This window comes from Veillonella parvula, from assembly GCF_032575955.1.
GTDB classification, from domain to species: Bacteria; Bacillota; Negativicutes; order Veillonellales; family Veillonellaceae; genus Veillonella; species Veillonella parvula_J.
Genome location: NZ_JAWFXN010000001.1, coordinates 351,661 through 369,804, shown reverse-complemented (window position 1 = coordinate 369,804; position 18,144 = coordinate 351,661). Strand labels below are relative to the sequence as shown.

The following is an 18,144-nucleotide window of genomic DNA, read 5'->3' as shown; positions in this document are numbered from 1 at the left end:
TTGGTGCCGGAGGTGGGACTTGAACCCACACGGTGTTACCCGCTTGATTTTGAGTCAAGTGCGTCTGCCATTCCGCCACTCCGGCGTATCGGAACATTTGTTATTATACAGACATCCCTAAGCAATGTCAACATATTTTTTATATTTCATCTAAAATATTTTGAACCCTTTTCATATCCGTATCACATTGTTGTTTCCATGTAAGTGCGACACCTGTAATATAGCCTTTACGGGCAAATTCTACATCTGTAGGAACACTTTCAGCACCATAGTCTAGCTCGCCAGCTAACCAATAATAATCCTGTCCTCTTGAATTAATGCGAGCTTCGATAATATTACTGTAGGTTTGTAAGCCTTGGCTCACCATTTTAAAATGGTCCCAATCACATGTGCCACGTAATGGGAAGTTCACATTTAGTAAACCGCTAAACTGGCCCGCCACATAAATTTTCTCAATCAATTCATGTATAAATGGATGCATCTCGTCTCCCCGTTCAACAGAATACCTCTCAACAGATAATGCTAAACCGGGAATACCGTAAAAACCACTTTCCATAGCTGCCGAAACAGTGCCGGAATACAATACATCAGAGCCTAAATTAAATCCGTTATTAATTCCAGAAATTACAAGATCTGGCATATCATCAGTCAATAAATAACTGAGACCGAACTTCATGCAATCGGACGGCGTTCCCGTTAGAGCATAAAGGCGAGGATTTTCATCCTCGCCATTGCAAGCATCTAATTTCAATGGAACCTCGGTCGTCAATGCATGGGATTTAGCACTTTGCTCATTAGCAGGTGCTACAACGGTAATTCTATAATATTGACTTAAATACGATGCAAGATGACGTAAACCATCTGCTAAAATGCCATCGTCATTACACATTAAAATATGCATAGTCACTCCTACAGATTCTATTTTTCATTCTTATTCATATTGCCCATACGTGTTAATTTAACATCATCTAAGCCCACAGCTCTCGTATGGACTGTATGAGACCATACCTTATTATGACGGCGGAACCACCCTAAAATATTTACTGGAATCCAAGAATAAACAAATAATGGATATAGTAAATAATAGAACCAAATCTTTGGTGGTACCTTGATTTTCAACAATACAATTAATGGGAATAGATATTGACCAACACCTATAATTGTCCATACAGACATAGGCATAATTTGATACAAAATATTTGTATAAATTGGAGTATACGCATTGATGTAGGATAACACCAAGTATACGGTTGTCAACAATAAGAAATAAGGTTGACTCACTTGGAATATACCATCCAAAATCATAATATTCCCTGTTTTGATACCAATAGCAAATAATTTAGGAATATATCGACCCGCACAGTCAAATTGCCCCTGAGCCCATCGTAAACGTTGTCTGCAAGAAGCCATCATAGTCGTAACCTTTTCATCGTATACGATAGCATCATGCCCCCAACAAGTACGGATACCATGAGTCAATAGTTTCATGGAAAATTCCATATCTTCGGTTAAGCTATTGCAATCCCAACCGTATTCGCGAATAATAGATGTACGAATACACATGCCTGTACCACCTAAGGCCGTAGATAATCCAAGACGATATTTTGCTAAATGCCACATATGGTTAACCATCCAAAAGGCTATGGAGAACGTACCGGCTACCCAAGAGTCAGTTGGATTTTTAGAGTTCAAGTAACCTTGAATTACAGACTCACCTTTTTCAAGATGATCATTCATTTCTAACATAAATTGAGGATGTACTAAATTATCGGCATCAAAAATCAGGAATGCATCATATTTCCGATCCATTTGTTCTACCCGATCAAACATCCACCCCATGGCATAACCTTTGCCTATTTCTTGTTTATTTTCACGTACATGTACATTAGCGCCAGCAGCACTTGCTACTTCCGCAGTCTTATCTGTACAGTTATCGGCAACTACAAAAATATCGTACAGATCATCTGGATAATCTAGGCCACGTAAGTTTTTAACTAACTCACCAACAACAGCTTCCTCATTATGAGCGCATACAACGATGGCAAAGGAATTTTTAGGGGTATAATTTTTATGTACTCGCGATCGCCACATACCTACGACAGCGAGTATAAAATAATAAACCGTATAAATTACGATTATTACCTGCATAGGAATCAGTAATAGATCCAGTAGGTAATTCATACTATTCTCCTCCACACATCTATTTACGTACTATATTTAAAGCCCCGTTAATAAGCCCAAACATTACATAGCCAGCAAAAATCATAACGGCCCATGTATGCCAATCATACACGAGACAAGCTATAACAAATATGGCTGTGAGTACAATAGAAAGTTTATTGATATAAATCTCACTTTTACCTTTAAAATCGGGATATTTAACTTCACTAACCATAAGGAGACCTATACCAATCATACAAACTACCAACACAAATTGAGGTACCGATACGCCACACAATACGTAAGTCGCCGCTAAACATCCAGCGGCTGGAATTGGTAAACCTTCAAAATAGCCATGAACTTCGTCAGTTTTAATATTAAATCGCGCTAAACGAAATGCACCAAGCACTGCAAAAGCTAATAATGGCACATATGCAATCCATCCTAAACCATTTAATTCTTTCATATAAAGCATATAGGCAGGCGCTACACCAAATCCCACTACATCAGACAGAGAATCAAGTTCCCGGCCCATTGGTCCTGCAACATTTAAAGCTCTTGCTACGCGCCCATCTAACCCATCTGCTACTAAAGACAATAATATACATATGGCTGCGCAGAATGTATTATTAGTAGCAGACAACGTAATACCAAGAACACCAAATGCTAAGTTTGCACTAGTAAATAAATTTGGAATAATAGATTTATTCATGTCGTAACCTCCCGATAACAGTATCACCACCTGTAATATGTTGACCTTTTTCCACGAACAACTCTACATTCTTATCCATATAGAGCTCAGTACAGGAACCGAACTTAATCATCCCGTACAACTGACCGCGTTCAAGTACACTATCTAGGTCTGTCCAAGATACGATACGTCTTGCTAAAAGGCCCGCAATTTGCGTTACTAATACGGAAGTACGATCATTTTCAATACAAATAGTATGACGTTCATTTTCAAAACCTACATCATCTTTGAATGCTGGTAGGAAACTACCCATCGTATAGTGACGGTACGTAATTTTACCATCAATAGGCGCACGATTAGCATGCACGTCAAAAACAGATAAGAAAATAGTTACTTTTTTACACTCTTTATGTAAGTAAATATCTTCGTATACATCAGAAATATCCATGATTTTACCGTCCGCTGGGGATAAAATCAAATCTGGATCTTGAGGGATTACACGTTTAGGATTTCTAAAGAAATTGACGAAAAATAATGCCAGAATAAATGAAATAATCGCAATTACATAATGTCCTAAATATCCTAACACCACAGTGATAATGAGCATAGCTCCTATCAGAGGAAACCCTTCCTTAATTATTGGTCCTGTAGGCACGATTCAACACTCCTCTATTTATTTCTAATAACGGTCCACATAAACTTTGGAATAGCCAACATGCGGCCAATCCGTTGAGGTTCTAAATATAATCGATACAACCATTCAAGTCGATTTTGTTGCATCCATTCTGGGGCCCGAGGAATATTACCTGCCAAGACATCAAAGGAACCACCAATTCCGATGGCAACTACGCCATCGAGGTGACTCAACTTTTCTGCAATCCATTGTTCTTGCTTTGGCACACCTAAGGCAACAAATACCAATTTTGCCTTAGATTCAGCTATAGATTTAATCATTTCTTGTTCCTCTGCACTATCAAAGAATCCGTCATGAATTCCTGCTATATTTAATGCACCTACCTGAGCAGATACATTATCAATCGCTCGTTGAGCAACACCAGGTGCCGCCCCCAAGCAGTATACAGGAATTTGATGAGTCGCCGCAACTTTAAACAATTCCATAGTTACGTCTACACCTGTTACGCGTTCAGGCACATGTTCTCCTTGACGCTCTGCAGCCCACAAAATGCCAGCCCCATCGGGAACGACGAGACTAGCATTATTCAATATGGAGTGCAATGTAGGATTTTCATTAGCCAACATAACCATTTCTGCATTAGCCGTTGCTACTAAATGTAGCCCCGGCTGTTCAGTTAATTGTAAAATACGTTCGACTGCCTCATCCATTGTGACACAATCGATAGGCACAGATAAAACAGAAATACGTTTATTCAATGTAATACTCCATTATCAACCACTATAATTTGGTGCTTCAACGGTAATGCTTACATCATGCGGATGACTTTCTTTCAAACCAGCCGCTGTAATTTGAATGAATTGAGTGTTTTCAATCATTTCTTGGATGTTATGACATCCACAATACCCCATACTTGCACGCAAACCACCAACCATTTGGAAAATTGTATCGGCCAGCATACCTTTATATGGTACACGACCTTCTATACCTTCAGGAACTAATTTCTTAGCTTCTGTTTGGAAATATCGATCTTTACTACCGAGTTTCATAGCCCCTAGACTACCCATGCCTCGATATACTTTATAAGAACGGCCTTGATAAATCACTGTTTCTCCAGGGCTTTCATCAGTACCCGCTAAAATATTACCCATCATAACTACATTAGCACCAGCCGCAATAGCTTTAGCAATATCTCCAGAATATTTAATACCCCCATCAGCAATGATAGGAACTCCATAACGACGCCCCACTTGAGCAGACTCATAGACTGCTGTAATTTGAGGTACCCCAATACCAGCAATAACACGAGTTGTACAAATAGAACCAGGTCCTATACCAACCTTAACTGCATCAGCTCCGGCTTCGATAAGAGCCTCAGTGCCTGCTGCAGTTGCCACATTACCTGCAATTACAGGAATGTGAGGATACGCTTGTTTAATGTCCTTCAACGTACGAAGAACACCTGCAGAATGCCCATGGGCAGTATCAACAATAATTACGTCAGCTTTAGCAGATACAAGCGCATCAAGTCTATCATACAAATCTTGAGAAACACCTACTGCAGCACCAACTAATAATCGGCCACTACCATCCTTTGCTGCATTTGGATATTTAGTCGCTTTTTCAATATCTTTAATCGTAATTAAGCCTTTTAAGTTACCGTCGCCATCTACAAGAGGTAATTTTTCAATACGATGTTCGCTTAAGATAGCTTTCGCCGCTTCAAGAGATGTACCTTCCGGTGCAGTAACTAGGGAATCTTTTGTCATACATTCCCCAATTTGTCGGCTTAAATCAGTTTCAAAACGCATATCGCGATTTGTAATGATCCCTACTAGTTTACCATGTTCTGTGATAGGTACACCAGAGATTTTATATTTTTCCATGAGTTCTGCTGCATCGGATAGTAAATTTTGAGGACTTAAGAAAATAGGATCAACGATAACACCGTGTTCAGAGCGTTTTACCTTGTCAACTTCATGAGCTTGCTCTTCAATAGACATATTTTTGTGGATAACGCCAAGACCACCTTCACGAGCCATAGCAATCGCCATCCGTGATTCAGTAACCGTATCCATCCCAGAACTAATCATAGGAATATTTAATGTAATATCACGAGTTAATTGAGTTTTTAACTCTACTTGATTAGGCAGTATATCCGAAGCTGCTGGTATTAATAATACATCATCAAAAGTTAGTCCACGCATACCGAATTTATCGTCTCTCATATTTCTTTCCTTTCCGTATAATAAAACAAAACTACGACCCGCCTAGTCCCTATGGACTAGGCGGTCAGTCGTAGCCTTAGCGTTCAGACCGCAAAATGCCGCCTTCCATATAATCGTCTTTTTTCATATCTACGAAGATAACTTTTACTGCATCAGCAGGAACATTTACGATATCAACCGCAGCCTTTGTAATTGCTTCACCTAATTGTTTCTTTTGTTCTTTTGTACGCCCTTCGACGAGCTCTACATGAATAATTGGCATATTAACCTCCATAGATGAAAAATGAAATAAATTGTTTGTTCTATTATACGGTATGAAGGACATATAGACAAGGAAAAAGCCAGATAAAATCTAATATTATCGATGCTTATATACTTATTAATCCTACCTCTTAATTATACAATATTCTTAGAAATTTTTCACCAAATCTTTTTTCTAATTCTTCTTTCATGATAGATTCTAATTTTTCTATTCCGAATTGATTTGCAAAATCTAGTACATCCTTGCGAGCCTCTACTAAAATTTCAATATCTTTGATAATATTAGCAACGCGTAAATCTGGCAGCCCCGATTGAGCTAATCCAAATAATTGACCAGATCCGCGAAGCAATAAATCTTGCTCTGCAAGCTCAAATCCATCCTGGATTTGTTCCATCAACTTTAAGCGCTCTTGACTTACATCATTTTTAGAATCACTAACAAGAATGCAATAGGACTGATGAGCGCCACGACCTACACGGCCCCGCAGCTGATGTAGCTGAGATAGACCAAATCGCTCTGCCCCTTCAACGCACATAATGGTCGCATTTGGCACATTAACCCCCACTTCGATAACTGTTGTAGAAACAAGTAATGAAATTTCACCCCTATAGAAGGCATTCATCACTTCATCTTTTTCACTCGGCTTCATACGACCGTGAACGAGGCCCACTTCATAGGCCTTATAAAAGTACTCTTTTAATTCTAGATACAATTCCTCAGCGGCTTGCAAGTCTAATTTTTCGGATTCTTCTACAAGAGGGCACACCACGTAGACCTGACGCCCCTCTGCCATTTCCTTACAAAAGAAAGTGCGTAATCTCTCTTTATAAGAACTATCTACAGCATATGTTTTAACAGGTTTTCGCCCTGGTGGCATTTCTTTAATTAAAGATACTGCTAAATCTCCATATACGGATAATGTCATGGTACGAGGGATTGGTGTAGCCGTCATGATAAGTACATGAGGATATGTTCCCTTCTGTTGCAATCTCGCCCGTTGATCTACGCCAAAGCGATGTTGCTCATCGACGATAACAAGGCCTAGATTATGAAAATTAACCCCCTCTTGAATAAGAGCATGGGTTCCAATAATCATATGAATTGTTCCATCAGCTAAGCCTTCATAGATGCGTTCTTTTTCCTTTTTCGTGGAGGATCCAGTTAATAGTTCTATAGTAATACCTAAATTAGCACATACAGTTTGTATCCCTTCATAATGTTGAGCCGCTAAAATCTCCGTAGGAGCCATAATTGCCCCCTGATACCCATTTTCGATGGCTTTTAATAAACTCAGGGTAGCCACAACGGTTTTACCAGAGCCTACATCACCTTGCAACAACCTTTGCATAGGTCGTTCGTCTTCCATATCGATACGAATATCCTCTAATGCTCGTTGTTGATCACCTGTTAAGGAAAACGGTAAATTCTCTATACACTGAGCCATTAGTTCCCCATTTGGTCCCATTTTAGGCCCTCTATGGCATTGTTCTTTATTTCGCAACAAAGCTAAACCAGCTTGCATGACGAACAACTCTTCATAGGCCAATTGATAACGAGCCTTTTCATAGAGCTCTGAGGAGTCTGGGAAATGCATCATCTTAAAAGCATCATAGCGACTCATATAATGATGATCATCACGAACCTCCACAGGTAAAATCTCTGGTAATTCATGGTTAGCTGCGAACCAATTACGTACAGTTGAACGAACCACAAACTGAGATACCCCATCAGCAAGCGCGTAAATAGGAACGATACCTCGATCTGGTTCACCACCGTCTCCTAAGTTTTCCATTTGCGGTGTATTCATTTGCATGGAACCATATTGAAACTCAGCCTTACCATATGCATATATACGTTGTCCTTTTTTGTAAAAGTTTTTTTTATACCCTTGATTAAACAAAACAATCTTCAAAGGACCTGTGCCATCTGCAATGACTACCTCTAAAATAGACAATCGAGGGCGAGGGCGTTTCTCTTGTACAGCAATAACAGTACCTACGATACCACCTGTCATACCTGATTTTAAATCACCAATTCTATAAATCGTACGCCGGTCTTCATAGGTTCTGGGAAAGTAAGTCAATAAGGATGTAACATTGGTAATTCCCAATTTATGCAATTGTTTCTCACGACCAGGACCAATTCCCTTTATAGTCGTCAATCGTTCATCCATAAGAACTCCTTTAAATATACGATAAACACATGAGATATATCCAATTTTTGTATATCCTTGTGTAAAAGTCCATTTATATCTTAGAATATGATATATAGTATACCTTATATTGTAGTATATTTCATAAAAAGAGCAATATGTACGACAAAAATACTTGCTTTAAGCTATTCTTTATGATAATATACTTTTGTTATGTTATAGATTAAGCTTGGAGGTGGAAACTATGGCAAACCTTTGCGAAGTATGTGGTAAATCCACATCTAGCGGTATGAACGTGAGTCATTCTCACATTCGCACAAGAAAAACTTGGAAACCGAACATTCAAAGAGTACGGGCGGTTGTAGACGGTGCTACAAAAAAAGTAAACGTATGCACTCGCTGCCTTCGTTCTAATAAAGTTACACGCGCGTAAAATAAAAAGTACATGTACTCTTTGGGGTTCTAGAGCCCCAAAAAAGCAGTTAGTTCATTTTGAACTAACTGCTTTTTTTGTTATTTATAATGTAATATTTGGAATATAATATTGCTTAAATAACTTAATAGCATATTGATCTGTTAAGCCTGCTACATAATCAACTACATCACGTGTAGAGTAAAACGCTTTACCTGTTTCACAGCCTTCCATATCATCAGGGTGTTCCATGAAGTGAGTAAATAGATTTTTCACCACATGGGATGCCTTTTTGCGATCCGGAATTAAAGCTGGTGCCAAATATACATGTTTAAACATAAATTGACGGAATAGATTCATCGTCATTTCCACATCAGCAGACATAGATATAGCTGGCTTATCCAAGGATTCCCGTACCATATCCTCTACCATTGCAGTAATCATACTGGATGGAGTCATACCAAAATGTTCGCGCACTTCAAAAGGCAACGCCTCTGCCGTCAACATACCTGCTCGCTGTGCATCATCAAAATCATGGCACAAATACGCAATACGATCTACAATACGAATAATTTGACCTTCCAAGGTCACAGGAATTGTAGCTCCTGTGTGACCTACGATGCCATCTCGAACAGCGGTGGTTAAATTGAGTCCTTGATGATCACCATGTCTTTCTAATACCTCAACCATGCGTAAACTTTGCTCATTATGATTAAAGTGCCCCACCATATCTCGCAATGCATATTCACCTACATGACCAAATGGTGTATGTCCCACATCATGACCCATGGCAATAGCTTCCACAAGGTCTTCATTTAAACGTAATGCACGAGCCACAGTACGACCGATTTGACCTACCTCAAGGGTATGAGTCATGCGTGTCCGATAATGGTCACCTGGCGCAATATATACCTGTGTCTTATGCTTTAACCGTCTAAAACATTTACTATGAATGATGCGATCCCGATCGCGTTGAAACGCGGTTCTAAGTGGATCAGGCTTTTCTTCTATATCACGGATTGCATCGCGGCTTTTAGCAGCATAGGGAGACAGAAACAAAACCTCCCTCTCCTCTATTTGTTCACGTATATTCATTTACCCTCCGACGCGCGATTTTTATCAATCAATTGCATAACAAGAGAAGCTGTTTCTTCAATGGATTTATTAGAAACATCTAACACTTGGCAGTGCAAACGACGCATAATAGCCTTTGCATAATCCAATTCAGATTGAATACGCTCAATAGATGCATAATTTGCTTCGTCTTCAAGACCGATAGCGCGTAAACGTTCACTACGAATATTATTTAATTTGTATGGATCTATAATAAGGCCCACGATTTTTTTTGCCGGAATCTTGAACAATTCCTCTGGCAACGGTACCTCTGGAACTAGTGGCAAATTTGCGGCTTTAATCTTTTTGTACGCCAAGAACATGGACAATGGTGTCTTACTAGTTCTAGATACACCAATAATAACTATGTCGGCCTTTTCAAAACCAGATGGATTTTTACCATCGTCATATTTCACGGCAAACTCAATAGCTTCAACCTTTTTAAAATACTCTTGGTCGAGCTTATGAACCATACCTGCTGTCATGCGAGGTTTAGTAGTTGCGATAGTACCAACTGCATCGAGAACAGGCCCCATGATATCCACAGCCGGAATATTATATTCAGCCACCTTCTCATGCAAATACTTACGTAAAGACGCAGACACAATGGTATGGCAAATAACATGATTCCCACGTTTTGCGTCGTCTATGACCTCATCAATTTGGCTTTCACTATCAATATAGGGAACACGGACAATTTCAATTTGCTCCTTATCATATTGACTCGCCGTAGCTCTCGCTACAGCCTCAGCAGTTTCCCCCAGAGAATCCGATATTGCATAAATAATTTTTTCTGCCATTCTATCAACCTCAGTGTATGCTACATTCTAAAAATACTTTTGCTACCGTCGTTTTTGATACACGGCCCACAACCTTTAAACGCTTCTTGTTACCCACATCCTCACGAGCGACGACAGGTAAACAATCTACTTCATAATCTATCATTTTCTGTGCAGCCTCTACCAAAGTATCAGTAGGCTCCACCGCTATAACCTTGCTTACAGGGGTCATAATCATAGATATAGGCATGGTATGCGAATCTGTTTGTCCCATAGAGGCGCGTAGTAAATCTTTTCGAGATACCACACCTACTAGGTATGAACCATCACACACTAATATAGTACCTACATCCTCTGTAAATAATGTGACAATTGTATCATACAAACTCGTATCCCCATTGACCACAACTGCTTGAGATAATACATCACTTACCAGAAATGACTTTAATCGCTCAGCCGTTTGTGTTTCCTTTGAAAGTCCAACATAGTAATAGCCTACGTTTGGACGTGCATCTAACACACCTAACATGGTCAATACAGATAAATCTGAGCGCAACGCAGATCTTGTGACCTCTAAATGTTCAGCAATGGCACTACCTGTTACAGGACCTTCTTCGCGAACGATTTGAGCAATTTGTTCTTGTCGTTTCGACAGTTTCACACGGTAACCCCCTTTCATCTCTGTTTGTATTATATCCTAAGTTACCATTCAGAAAAAGAGGAGACCCACAGGCCTCCTCTTTCACCATAACTATATTATTACCAAATTAGTTCGTCAGATTCTTGACGACCACGACCAGTCATAGCATCGAGCATAATTCGTTGTTCGATTTGAGCTACCATTTTCTTAGTGTTCACAACTGCATCTGGGTTAACAGAAATGGAGTCGATACCACTCTTCACGAGGAATTCGCAAAGTTCAGGGTATACACTTGGCGCTTGGCCACAGATGGATACAGTTTTACCATCTTTGTGAGCTACTTCGATGAGATGGCGAATTGCTCTACGAACTGCTAGATTCCGTTCATCATAGATATGTTGAACTGTTTCGTTGTCACGGTCACAGCCTAGAACGAGCATAGTCAAATCGTTAGAACCGATGGAATAACCATCTACATATTTATTGAATTGATCAGCTAAGATAATATTTGCTGGAATTTCAGCCATAAGCCAGATTTTGAAATCTTTACCGCGTACAAGGCCTTCTTGAGCCATTAAGTTAGTAACAAGTTCAGCTTCCTCTACAGTACGGCAGAATGGAATCATAACTTGTAAGTTTTTGAAACCAAATTCGTTACGTACTTTTTTGATTGCTTCTAATTCTAATTTGAAAGCAGGTGTATATTTTGGATCATAGTAACGAGCTGCACCACGCCAGCCAAGTAATGCACTGGATTCATGTGGTTCATATTTGTCGCCACCGTTGAGATCACGGTATTCGCTAGATTTGAAGTCGCTCAAACGAACTACTACTTGGCGAGGAGCTAATGCTTGACACACTTTACGCATACCTTCTGCCAATGTATTAACTGCAAAGTCACTGCGACCAGTTTCGATAAGGTGTAATGGATGTTCATGGATGAAAGTAGTCCAAATGAACTCTTCACGCATTAGACCAATACCATCACATGGTAATACACCATGTTTTTCAGCTAAATCAGGATTGCCTAAATTCATGTAAATCTTAGTGCCTGTTACAGGAACATATTCAGTTGTAACACTTGCAGTAGCTTGTGCTTCTGGCTTTTTAACGATATCTTCTAATACGCCATCATATACGATACCATTTGTAGCATCAACAGTAATCATTTGGCCATCTTTAATGGATGTTGTTGCTTCATGGCTACGGCTCTTAGTACCTACGATACAAGGAATACCAAGCTCACGGCTAACGATAGACGCGTGACAAGTCATACCACCAGCATCAGTAACGATAGCTTTTGCCTTTTTCATTGCTGGTACCCAGTCAGGAGCTGTCATAGCTGTGACAAGGATTTCCCCTTCTTTGAATTCATCAATATCCTCAGGATTGATGATAACATGAGCCTTACCGGCTGCATTACCAGGGGAAGCTGGCAAACCTTTTACAATAATTTCACGATTACCTGCATCTAATGTGCTAGGTTTTTCAGTTGTTTTTGGTTTTTCTTTACGGGACCAAACTGTTTCTGGGCGAGCTTGTAAAATCCAAATTTTACCGTCTCGTTCATCTACGCCCCACTCCATATCCATGTAACAACCATAATGTTTTTCGATTGCTTTTGCGTATTTAGCAAGCTCCAAAACTTGAGCATCTGTAATAACTTGTTGTTTAGCTTCATCTGCTGGAACAACTTCTTCAACACAGTCGCCGTCAGCTTTACGAACTAAGCGGATATGTTTGTCATTAATCATGCGATCTGTAATTTCCATTTTATCTTTATCTACATGGAAATTATCTGGTGTAACTGTACCTTGTACAACGTACTCACCAAGACCCCAAGAACCCTCGATAAGGATGTTGTTATCGTTGCCTGTTACAAGGTCAACAGTGAACATTACGCCAGCGGCTTTAGAGAATACCATCATTTGAACGGCAGCACTCAATGCTACTGTCATATGATCGAAACCTTGTTTTACACGGTAGTATGTTGCACGATCTGTGAAAGTAGATGCATAGCATTCTTTTACTTTCTCGATGATAACGTCAGCACCACGTACATTTAAATATGTATCTTGTTGGCCTGCAAAGCTTGCATCTGGCAAGTCTTCTGCTGTTGCACTAGAACGAACTGCTACGAATGGATTTTCTTCGTTTACTTTTTTACCAAGTTCTTCATAAGCATGACGGATAGCATCTGCCAATTCTTTTGGCATTTCTTCTTCGCAAATCATGCGGCGAATTTTAGCACATACTTCACGCAATAATGCAGAATTTTCTACATCATCTAACGCATCAAGTTCAGCGCGGATTTTATCTTCCAAACCTGTTGCTTTCATAAACTCACGATAACCATGAGCAGTTGTAGCAAAACCGTAAGGTACAGGTACATTAGTGGAGGATGTCAATTCCCCTAAGGAAGAAGATTTACCACCAACTAAATTAACATCTTCACGTTGTAATTCATCAAACCAAAGTACGTATGCTGTTTCGCGATTCATGTGAGAACCTCCTAGTCAATTAGTGCAACACATTAAACCTTTTACACATAAATAGTATACCTTAATTTAAAATCTGTCAATTTATATGAGGGTTATTATGCAAATAAATCTCCCTATATATATCTAAAAAGTTTTTCAGCACTCGCCCCGTTAGTCCCCATATGGTGTATTGTTCATAGGGATAGAAATAGACGGAGTAGTTTTGTCTAATTTTCCAGTCAATGTTGTAGCCTTCTAATAAATGGAATGGAAAGTCCTTTAACGGTCTTGTAGCTATATCTAGATGACCTACAGTTGGCTCCATGTCTAATAGATATTGTAATGGAACGGTGAATACCTCTCCTACTTCATCAGGATTTGGTTTTAAATCACTTGTATGTAAACGTACGGCTACAGCATATAATTTGACACCTATCGCAGATACGAGACAGTCTAAATTACCAAGTAATTCAATTTGATCTAAATCTATGCCCAATTCTTCAGAGCACTCACGCATGGCAGCATGGGCACTGCTTTTATCATTAGGTTCACAGTGGCCACCAGGAAAGCTAATTTCACCAGGCTGACGGCGTAGCTTATTACTGCGTACAGTAAATACTACGTGATCTTCCCCATCGATTTCTAGTAATGGTACTGCTACGGCCGCAGTTATAACATCAATGTCGGTAAGAACAGTATGTTCTCGTTTTTCTAGGAAATTAGATAGTTTCTTGTCCATATATAGTCCTCTTACTTTATAGTAAAATTTATACAATATCCATATAAATCTTTTATGTATCAAATTAGTATTTTATATTTATCTTTTATATTTATCTTTTATATTCATCTTTTATATTCATTATACATTAACTTGTACCTAAATTTTGGAGTTACTATTAATAGATACAATAGAGGAAAATCTTATAAAGAAAATGGACAAAAAAACTGTGATGAGGTTTCTACCCCATCACAGTTTTATATTAGTTAAATTTAATTTTTATAAATTTACGCTTACCTACTTGAACGATCATGCCCTCTTCAAGGGTAAGGTTTTCTTCTGTATATTTTTCTCCATTTACTTTAAAAGCACCAGCTTTAATGGAGCGACGTGCTTCACCATTAGAGGCAGTCAAACCAGCATCTGTACAGAATTGTGGTACAAAGATTGGTTCTGTTGGCGCATCCATAGCGTATTCAGGAATATCTGTAGGTAATGCGCGTTGTTGGAATACACGTTTGAATTCTTCTTCTGCCTCAAGAGCAGCCTCTTCACCATGGTACAAACGAACAATGGTACGAGCTAATTGCATTTTAGCGTCACGTGGATGTAATTCACCACTTTCAAGACGTTTTTCCATGTCCTCTTGTTCTTCAATTGGCATATCTGTAACGAGCATGAAGTAGCGCATCATCAATTCATCAGGAATAGACATTGCTTTACCGTACATTTCTTTAGGTTCTTCGTCGATACCGATGTAATTGCCTAAAGATTTACTCATTTTTTGAACACCGTCAAGGCCTTCAAGCAATGGCATTGTGATAACAACTTGAGGTTCTTGACCTTCTAATTCTTGTAAATGACGGCCCATTAACAAGTTAAAAGTTTGGTCTGTACCACCAAATTCAACATCAGCATGTAATGCTACAGAATCTTGACCTTGCATCAATGGATACATAAACTCATGAACACCAATAGCACGACCTTCTTTAAAGCGTTTATTGAAATCATCACGTTCCATCATACGCGCTACAGTGTAAGAACTTGCCAAACGTAGAACATCAGCAAAATTCATGGATTCAAGCCATTCACTGTTGTCGCGAACGATAGTTTTTTCAGGATCCAACACTTTGAAGATTTGTGTTTTATAAGTTTCAGCATTTTTCAATACTTCTTCTTTTGTAAGTGGTGGACGAGTTGCGCTTTTACCAGTAGGATCACCAATACGTGCAGTGAAACCACCGATAACAATCACTACTTGATGACCAAATTCTTGGAACAAACGTAATTTACGAAGTGGTACAGTATGACCCAAATGAATATCTGGCGCTGTTGGGTCCAAACCTAGTTTTACAACTAACGGTTTATTTTCCTTAATGGATTTTTCTATTTTCTTTACAAGATCTTGTTCATTAATTAAATCTGCTACGCCGTGTTTAATTTGGCGTACTTGTTCTTGAGCACTAACCATGATAATCCTCCTCGAAATACTATTGTTTTAGTATACCATTATCTAAAAACTTTCACAATTATATATATAGTATTGGTTTTAAGCCTTTTATGATATAATATTTATAATTGCGTAATAGAATTTACGTTATATTTACTAACAAAAGAAAAAAGAGGTGACTCTATGAGTAATAACTCAAATGCGAGAAGCAGCCGCCGTTCTAACGGTAGCGGCTCTACACCGAAGAAAACAAGTCCAAAGCGTCTATTTTGGATTTGTGCCCTTCTCCTTATACTCATCGTAGCCGGAGGTGGCTGTGGTTTTATCAGTGCCACACTGTCTAACCTACCAGATGTATCCAATGTACGTCCTTCCGCATCGTCTCAAATTTACGATGTGCACGGTAATCTCATCACAACGGTTCATTCCACAGAGAATCGATTACCAGTACCTTTAAAAGATGTACCAAAGGATTTACAAAATGCCTTTGTTGCTACTGAGGACTCTCGCTTCTACTCCCATCACGGTATCGACCCAGTTGGTATCTTACGTGCTGTATGGGTTAACCTTGTTCATAGTGGCGTATCTGAAGGTGGTTCTACTATCACTCAACAGTTAGCGCGTAATGCATTCTTGTCTCAAGACAGAACATTTAAACGTAAAATTTCTGAAGCATTACTAGCACTAAAAATTGAACAACACTACACTAAGGATGAAATCCTAGAAATGTACATGAACCAAATTTACTTTGGTCAAGGTGCATACGGTGTACAATCTGCAGCTCATGTGTACTTTGGTAAGGATGCTAGCCAATTAACGCTTGCTCAAGCAGCGCTCATTGCGGGCTTACCACAAAGTCCTAACTACTACTCTCCATTCAATGATTTGGAAGCTAGTAAAAAACGTCAAGCCGTTGTATTAGGCCAAATGGTTAAATACGGATACATTACACAAGAGCAAGCTGATGAAGCGCGTCAAGCAGATTTAGGCTTAGTGGCAAAACAAGAACAAACGCATGAAAAATCTAATGCGTCTTACTTCATTAACTATGTTATTGCACAAGTTTCTGAAAAATATGGTGACGATGCAATCTATAAAGATGGTTTAAAAATTTATACTACTCTCGATATGGATGCACAAAATGCAGCTGTAGCAGCAATGCAAAACTTGCCTAACTACTACACAGATAGCAATGGTTTACATCAACCACAAGGTGCTATCGTAGCTATGAACCCTCATAATGGTTACATTATGGCTATGGTTGGTGGCCGTGGTGATGATGCATTTAACCGTGCTACACAAGCAGAACGTCAACCAGGTTCCGCTATGAAACCATTTGTATATTTGGCAGCTATTCAATCTGGTAAAACTCCTGGTTCTATCGTAGATGATAGCCCTGTTACATTTGGTAACTGGAGCCCTAAAAACTATGAAAATGACTTCGTAGGTAGCATTACATACCGCTATGCATTACAACATTCTCGTAACGTAGCTGCCGTAAAAATTGCTGATGAAGTAGGCATGTCTAAGATTATTAAACTTGCTAAAGAAATGGGTATCTCTACTCTAACTGATCAAGATAATAACTTGTCTACTGCACTTGGTGGTTTAACTCATGGTGTAACACCTCTTGAAATGGTTCAAGCTTATGGTGTACTCGCTAATGGTGGTATCAAAGTTCAACCTACGGCAATCGTTAAAATTGTAGACCGCAATGGTCAAGTTGTGGAAGAAAACTCCATCCAAGAAAAACGTGTTGTAGATGAAAAAGATGCAGCTATCATTACAAATATGCTAGAATCCGTTATAAATGGCGGTACTGGTGGTAATGCCGCAATCGGTCGTCCTGCAGCAGGCAAAACTGGTACAACAGATGATTCCAAGGATGCTTGGTTCGTTGGTTACACGCCTGATTTAGTAGCTGCCGTTTGGATTGGTGATGACTATGGCTCGGAAACATTACGAGGCATGACCGGTGGTGACACACCTGCTATTATGTGGGGCCAATTCATGGCAAATGCGCTTGCCAATACCCCTGCTTCTGACTTCTCCGTTCCTGCTAGCGCTCAATCAGCTGTTTCTGAAGGTTATTATAATCCTGTAAAAGCACAGCCTAAAAAAGAAGCTGCTAAGGACGAAAAAGCAGACAAAAAAGACGATAAAGACAAATCGAAAGATGAAGCTGTAAAAGATGACAGTGGCTCAAAAGATGATGCAACTGAACAGAAATCTAATTCATCCAAAAGTAAAAAGTCTAGTAAAAAAGATCGTTAATCTAATACTCTAAAGGAGCGGAACATGTGTTCCGCTCCTTTCTTTTACGTAAAAAGGTAGTAAGTTCTAAGAACTTACTACCTCTTCTATTTCTATATATGTATATGGCTATACCCCATAACCAATTTGATATACGATAATAATTTACTGT

Annotated in this window: 16 protein-coding genes and 1 tRNA gene; 2 read left to right on the top strand and 15 right to left on the bottom strand. The window is 39.2% G+C overall.

Annotated features, from left to right (window positions below; translation table 11 throughout):
* Nucleotide 1: 1 nt before the first annotated feature.
* The 9 genes from E7L28_RS01715 to recG form a co-directional block, all read right to left on the bottom strand.
* Nucleotides 2-85: transfer RNA gene (locus tag E7L28_RS01715), tRNA-Leu, on the bottom strand.
* Nucleotides 86-139: 54 nt separating this feature from the next.
* The gene (gene surE, locus E7L28_RS01710; RefSeq protein ID WP_316691747.1) at nt 140-901 is read right to left on the bottom strand and encodes a 5'/3'-nucleotidase SurE; all 762 of its coding nucleotides are present in this window, start codon (nt 899-901) and stop codon (nt 140-142) included.
* A 17-nt stretch (nt 902-918) separates the two neighbouring features.
* The gene (locus E7L28_RS01705; protein WP_004697272.1) at nt 919-2,181 is read right to left on the bottom strand and encodes a glycosyltransferase family 2 protein; all 1,263 of its coding nucleotides are present in this window, start codon (nt 2,179-2,181) and stop codon (nt 919-921) included.
* Nucleotides 2,182-2,200: 19 nt separating this feature from the next.
* The gene (gene pssA, locus E7L28_RS01700; protein ID WP_039964980.1) at nt 2,201-2,872 is read right to left on the bottom strand and encodes a CDP-diacylglycerol--serine O-phosphatidyltransferase; all 672 of its coding nucleotides are present in this window, start codon (nt 2,870-2,872) and stop codon (nt 2,201-2,203) included.
* Nucleotides 2,865-3,506, bottom strand: a complete 642-nt coding sequence (locus tag E7L28_RS01695; RefSeq protein ID WP_123137894.1) for a phosphatidylserine decarboxylase family protein — start codon at nt 3,504-3,506, stop codon at nt 2,865-2,867. Before E7L28_RS01695 ends, pssA begins: the two co-directional genes overlap by 8 nt.
* A 14-nt stretch (nt 3,507-3,520) precedes the next feature.
* Nucleotides 3,521-4,243 carry a WecB/TagA/CpsF family glycosyltransferase gene (locus tag E7L28_RS01690; RefSeq protein ID WP_316691750.1) on the bottom strand — a complete coding sequence of 241 codons (723 nt, stop codon included), beginning with the start codon at nt 4,241-4,243 and terminating at the stop codon, nt 3,521-3,523.
* A 15-nt stretch (nt 4,244-4,258) separates the two neighbouring features.
* On the bottom strand, nt 4,259-5,713 hold the full coding sequence (gene guaB / locus E7L28_RS01685; protein WP_004696085.1) for an IMP dehydrogenase: 1,455 nt from the start codon (nt 5,711-5,713) through the stop codon (nt 4,259-4,261).
* A gap of 76 nt (nt 5,714-5,789) precedes the next feature.
* Nucleotides 5,790-5,975, bottom strand: a complete 186-nt coding sequence (locus tag E7L28_RS01680; RefSeq protein WP_004696087.1) for a 4-oxalocrotonate tautomerase — start codon at nt 5,973-5,975, stop codon at nt 5,790-5,792.
* 130 nt (nt 5,976-6,105) lie between these two features.
* Entirely contained in the window at nt 6,106-8,148 is a 2,043-nt protein-coding gene (gene recG / locus E7L28_RS01675) for an ATP-dependent DNA helicase RecG (RefSeq protein ID WP_077708490.1), read from the bottom strand.
* Nucleotides 8,149-8,371: 223 nt separating this feature from the next.
* Between recG and rpmB the strand changes: the two genes are divergently transcribed.
* Complete coding sequence (gene rpmB / locus E7L28_RS01670) at nt 8,372-8,560, top strand: 50S ribosomal protein L28 (protein WP_008601135.1); 189 nt, start codon at nt 8,372-8,374, stop codon at nt 8,558-8,560.
* A gap of 84 nt (nt 8,561-8,644) precedes the next feature.
* On the opposite strand, the gene E7L28_RS01665 is transcribed toward rpmB, so the two are convergent.
* From E7L28_RS01665 to tyrS, 6 genes are all read right to left on the bottom strand, one after another.
* On the bottom strand, nt 8,645-9,634 hold the full coding sequence (locus E7L28_RS01665; RefSeq protein ID WP_077708491.1) for a deoxyguanosinetriphosphate triphosphohydrolase: 990 nt from the start codon (nt 9,632-9,634) through the stop codon (nt 8,645-8,647).
* Nucleotides 9,631-10,452, bottom strand: a complete 822-nt coding sequence (locus tag E7L28_RS01660) for a pyruvate, water dikinase regulatory protein (RefSeq protein WP_008601139.1) — start codon at nt 10,450-10,452, stop codon at nt 9,631-9,633. The genes E7L28_RS01665 and E7L28_RS01660 overlap by 4 nt, the downstream gene beginning before the upstream one ends.
* A gap of 10 nt (nt 10,453-10,462) precedes the next feature.
* The gene (locus tag E7L28_RS01655) at nt 10,463-11,092 is read right to left on the bottom strand and encodes a helix-turn-helix transcriptional regulator (RefSeq protein WP_004696095.1); all 630 of its coding nucleotides are present in this window, start codon (nt 11,090-11,092) and stop codon (nt 10,463-10,465) included.
* 98 nt (nt 11,093-11,190) lie between these two features.
* Nucleotides 11,191-13,572, bottom strand: a complete 2,382-nt coding sequence (gene ppsA / locus E7L28_RS01650) for a phosphoenolpyruvate synthase (protein ID WP_316692210.1) — start codon at nt 13,570-13,572, stop codon at nt 11,191-11,193.
* 76 nt (nt 13,573-13,648) lie between these two features.
* Entirely contained in the window at nt 13,649-14,290 is a 642-nt protein-coding gene (locus tag E7L28_RS01645; RefSeq protein WP_105093869.1) for an NUDIX hydrolase, read from the bottom strand.
* Nucleotides 14,291-14,531: 241 nt separating this feature from the next.
* Nucleotides 14,532-15,740 (bottom strand): tyrosine--tRNA ligase, encoded by a 1,209-nt coding sequence (gene tyrS, locus E7L28_RS01640; protein WP_105093870.1) that lies wholly within the window; start codon nt 15,738-15,740, stop codon nt 14,532-14,534.
* A 162-nt stretch (nt 15,741-15,902) separates the two neighbouring features.
* Here tyrS and E7L28_RS01635 point away from each other — a divergent pair, with 162 nt between their 5' ends.
* Complete coding sequence (locus E7L28_RS01635; RefSeq protein ID WP_105093871.1) at nt 15,903-17,993, top strand: transglycosylase domain-containing protein; 2,091 nt, start codon at nt 15,903-15,905, stop codon at nt 17,991-17,993.
* The last annotated feature ends 151 nt before the right edge of the window (nt 17,994-18,144 follow it).

Coding starts and splice junctions, on each gene's coding strand:
- surE (WP_316691747.1), bottom strand. CDS start 901: ATGCATATTTTAATGTGTAATGACGATGGCATTTTAGCAGATGGTTTA.
- E7L28_RS01705 (WP_004697272.1), bottom strand. CDS start 2,181: ATGAATTACCTACTGGATCTATTACTGATTCCTATGCAGGTAATAATC.
- pssA (WP_039964980.1), bottom strand. CDS start 2,872: ATGAATAAATCTATTATTCCAAATTTATTTACTAGTGCAAACTTAGCA.
- guaB (WP_004696085.1), bottom strand. CDS start 5,713: ATGAGAGACGATAAATTCGGTATGCGTGGACTAACTTTTGATGATGTA.
- E7L28_RS01680 (WP_004696087.1), bottom strand. CDS start 5,975: ATGCCAATTATTCATGTAGAGCTCGTCGAAGGGCGTACAAAAGAACAA.
- recG (WP_077708490.1), bottom strand. CDS start 8,148: ATGGATGAACGATTGACGACTATAAAGGGAATTGGTCCTGGTCGTGAG.
- rpmB (WP_008601135.1), top strand. CDS start 8,372: ATGGCAAACCTTTGCGAAGTATGTGGTAAATCCACATCTAGCGGTATG.
- E7L28_RS01665 (WP_077708491.1), bottom strand. CDS start 9,634: ATGAATATACGTGAACAAATAGAGGAGAGGGAGGTTTTGTTTCTGTCT.
- E7L28_RS01660 (WP_008601139.1), bottom strand. CDS start 10,452: ATGGCAGAAAAAATTATTTATGCAATATCGGATTCTCTGGGGGAAACT.
- ppsA (WP_316692210.1), bottom strand. CDS start 13,572: ATGAATCGCGAAACAGCATACGTACTTTGGTTTGATGAATTACAACGT.
- E7L28_RS01645 (WP_105093869.1), bottom strand. CDS start 14,290: ATGGACAAGAAACTATCTAATTTCCTAGAAAAACGAGAACATACTGTT.
- tyrS (WP_105093870.1), bottom strand. CDS start 15,740: ATGGTTAGTGCTCAAGAACAAGTACGCCAAATTAAACACGGCGTAGCA.
- E7L28_RS01635 (WP_105093871.1), top strand. CDS start 15,903: ATGAGTAATAACTCAAATGCGAGAAGCAGCCGCCGTTCTAACGGTAGC.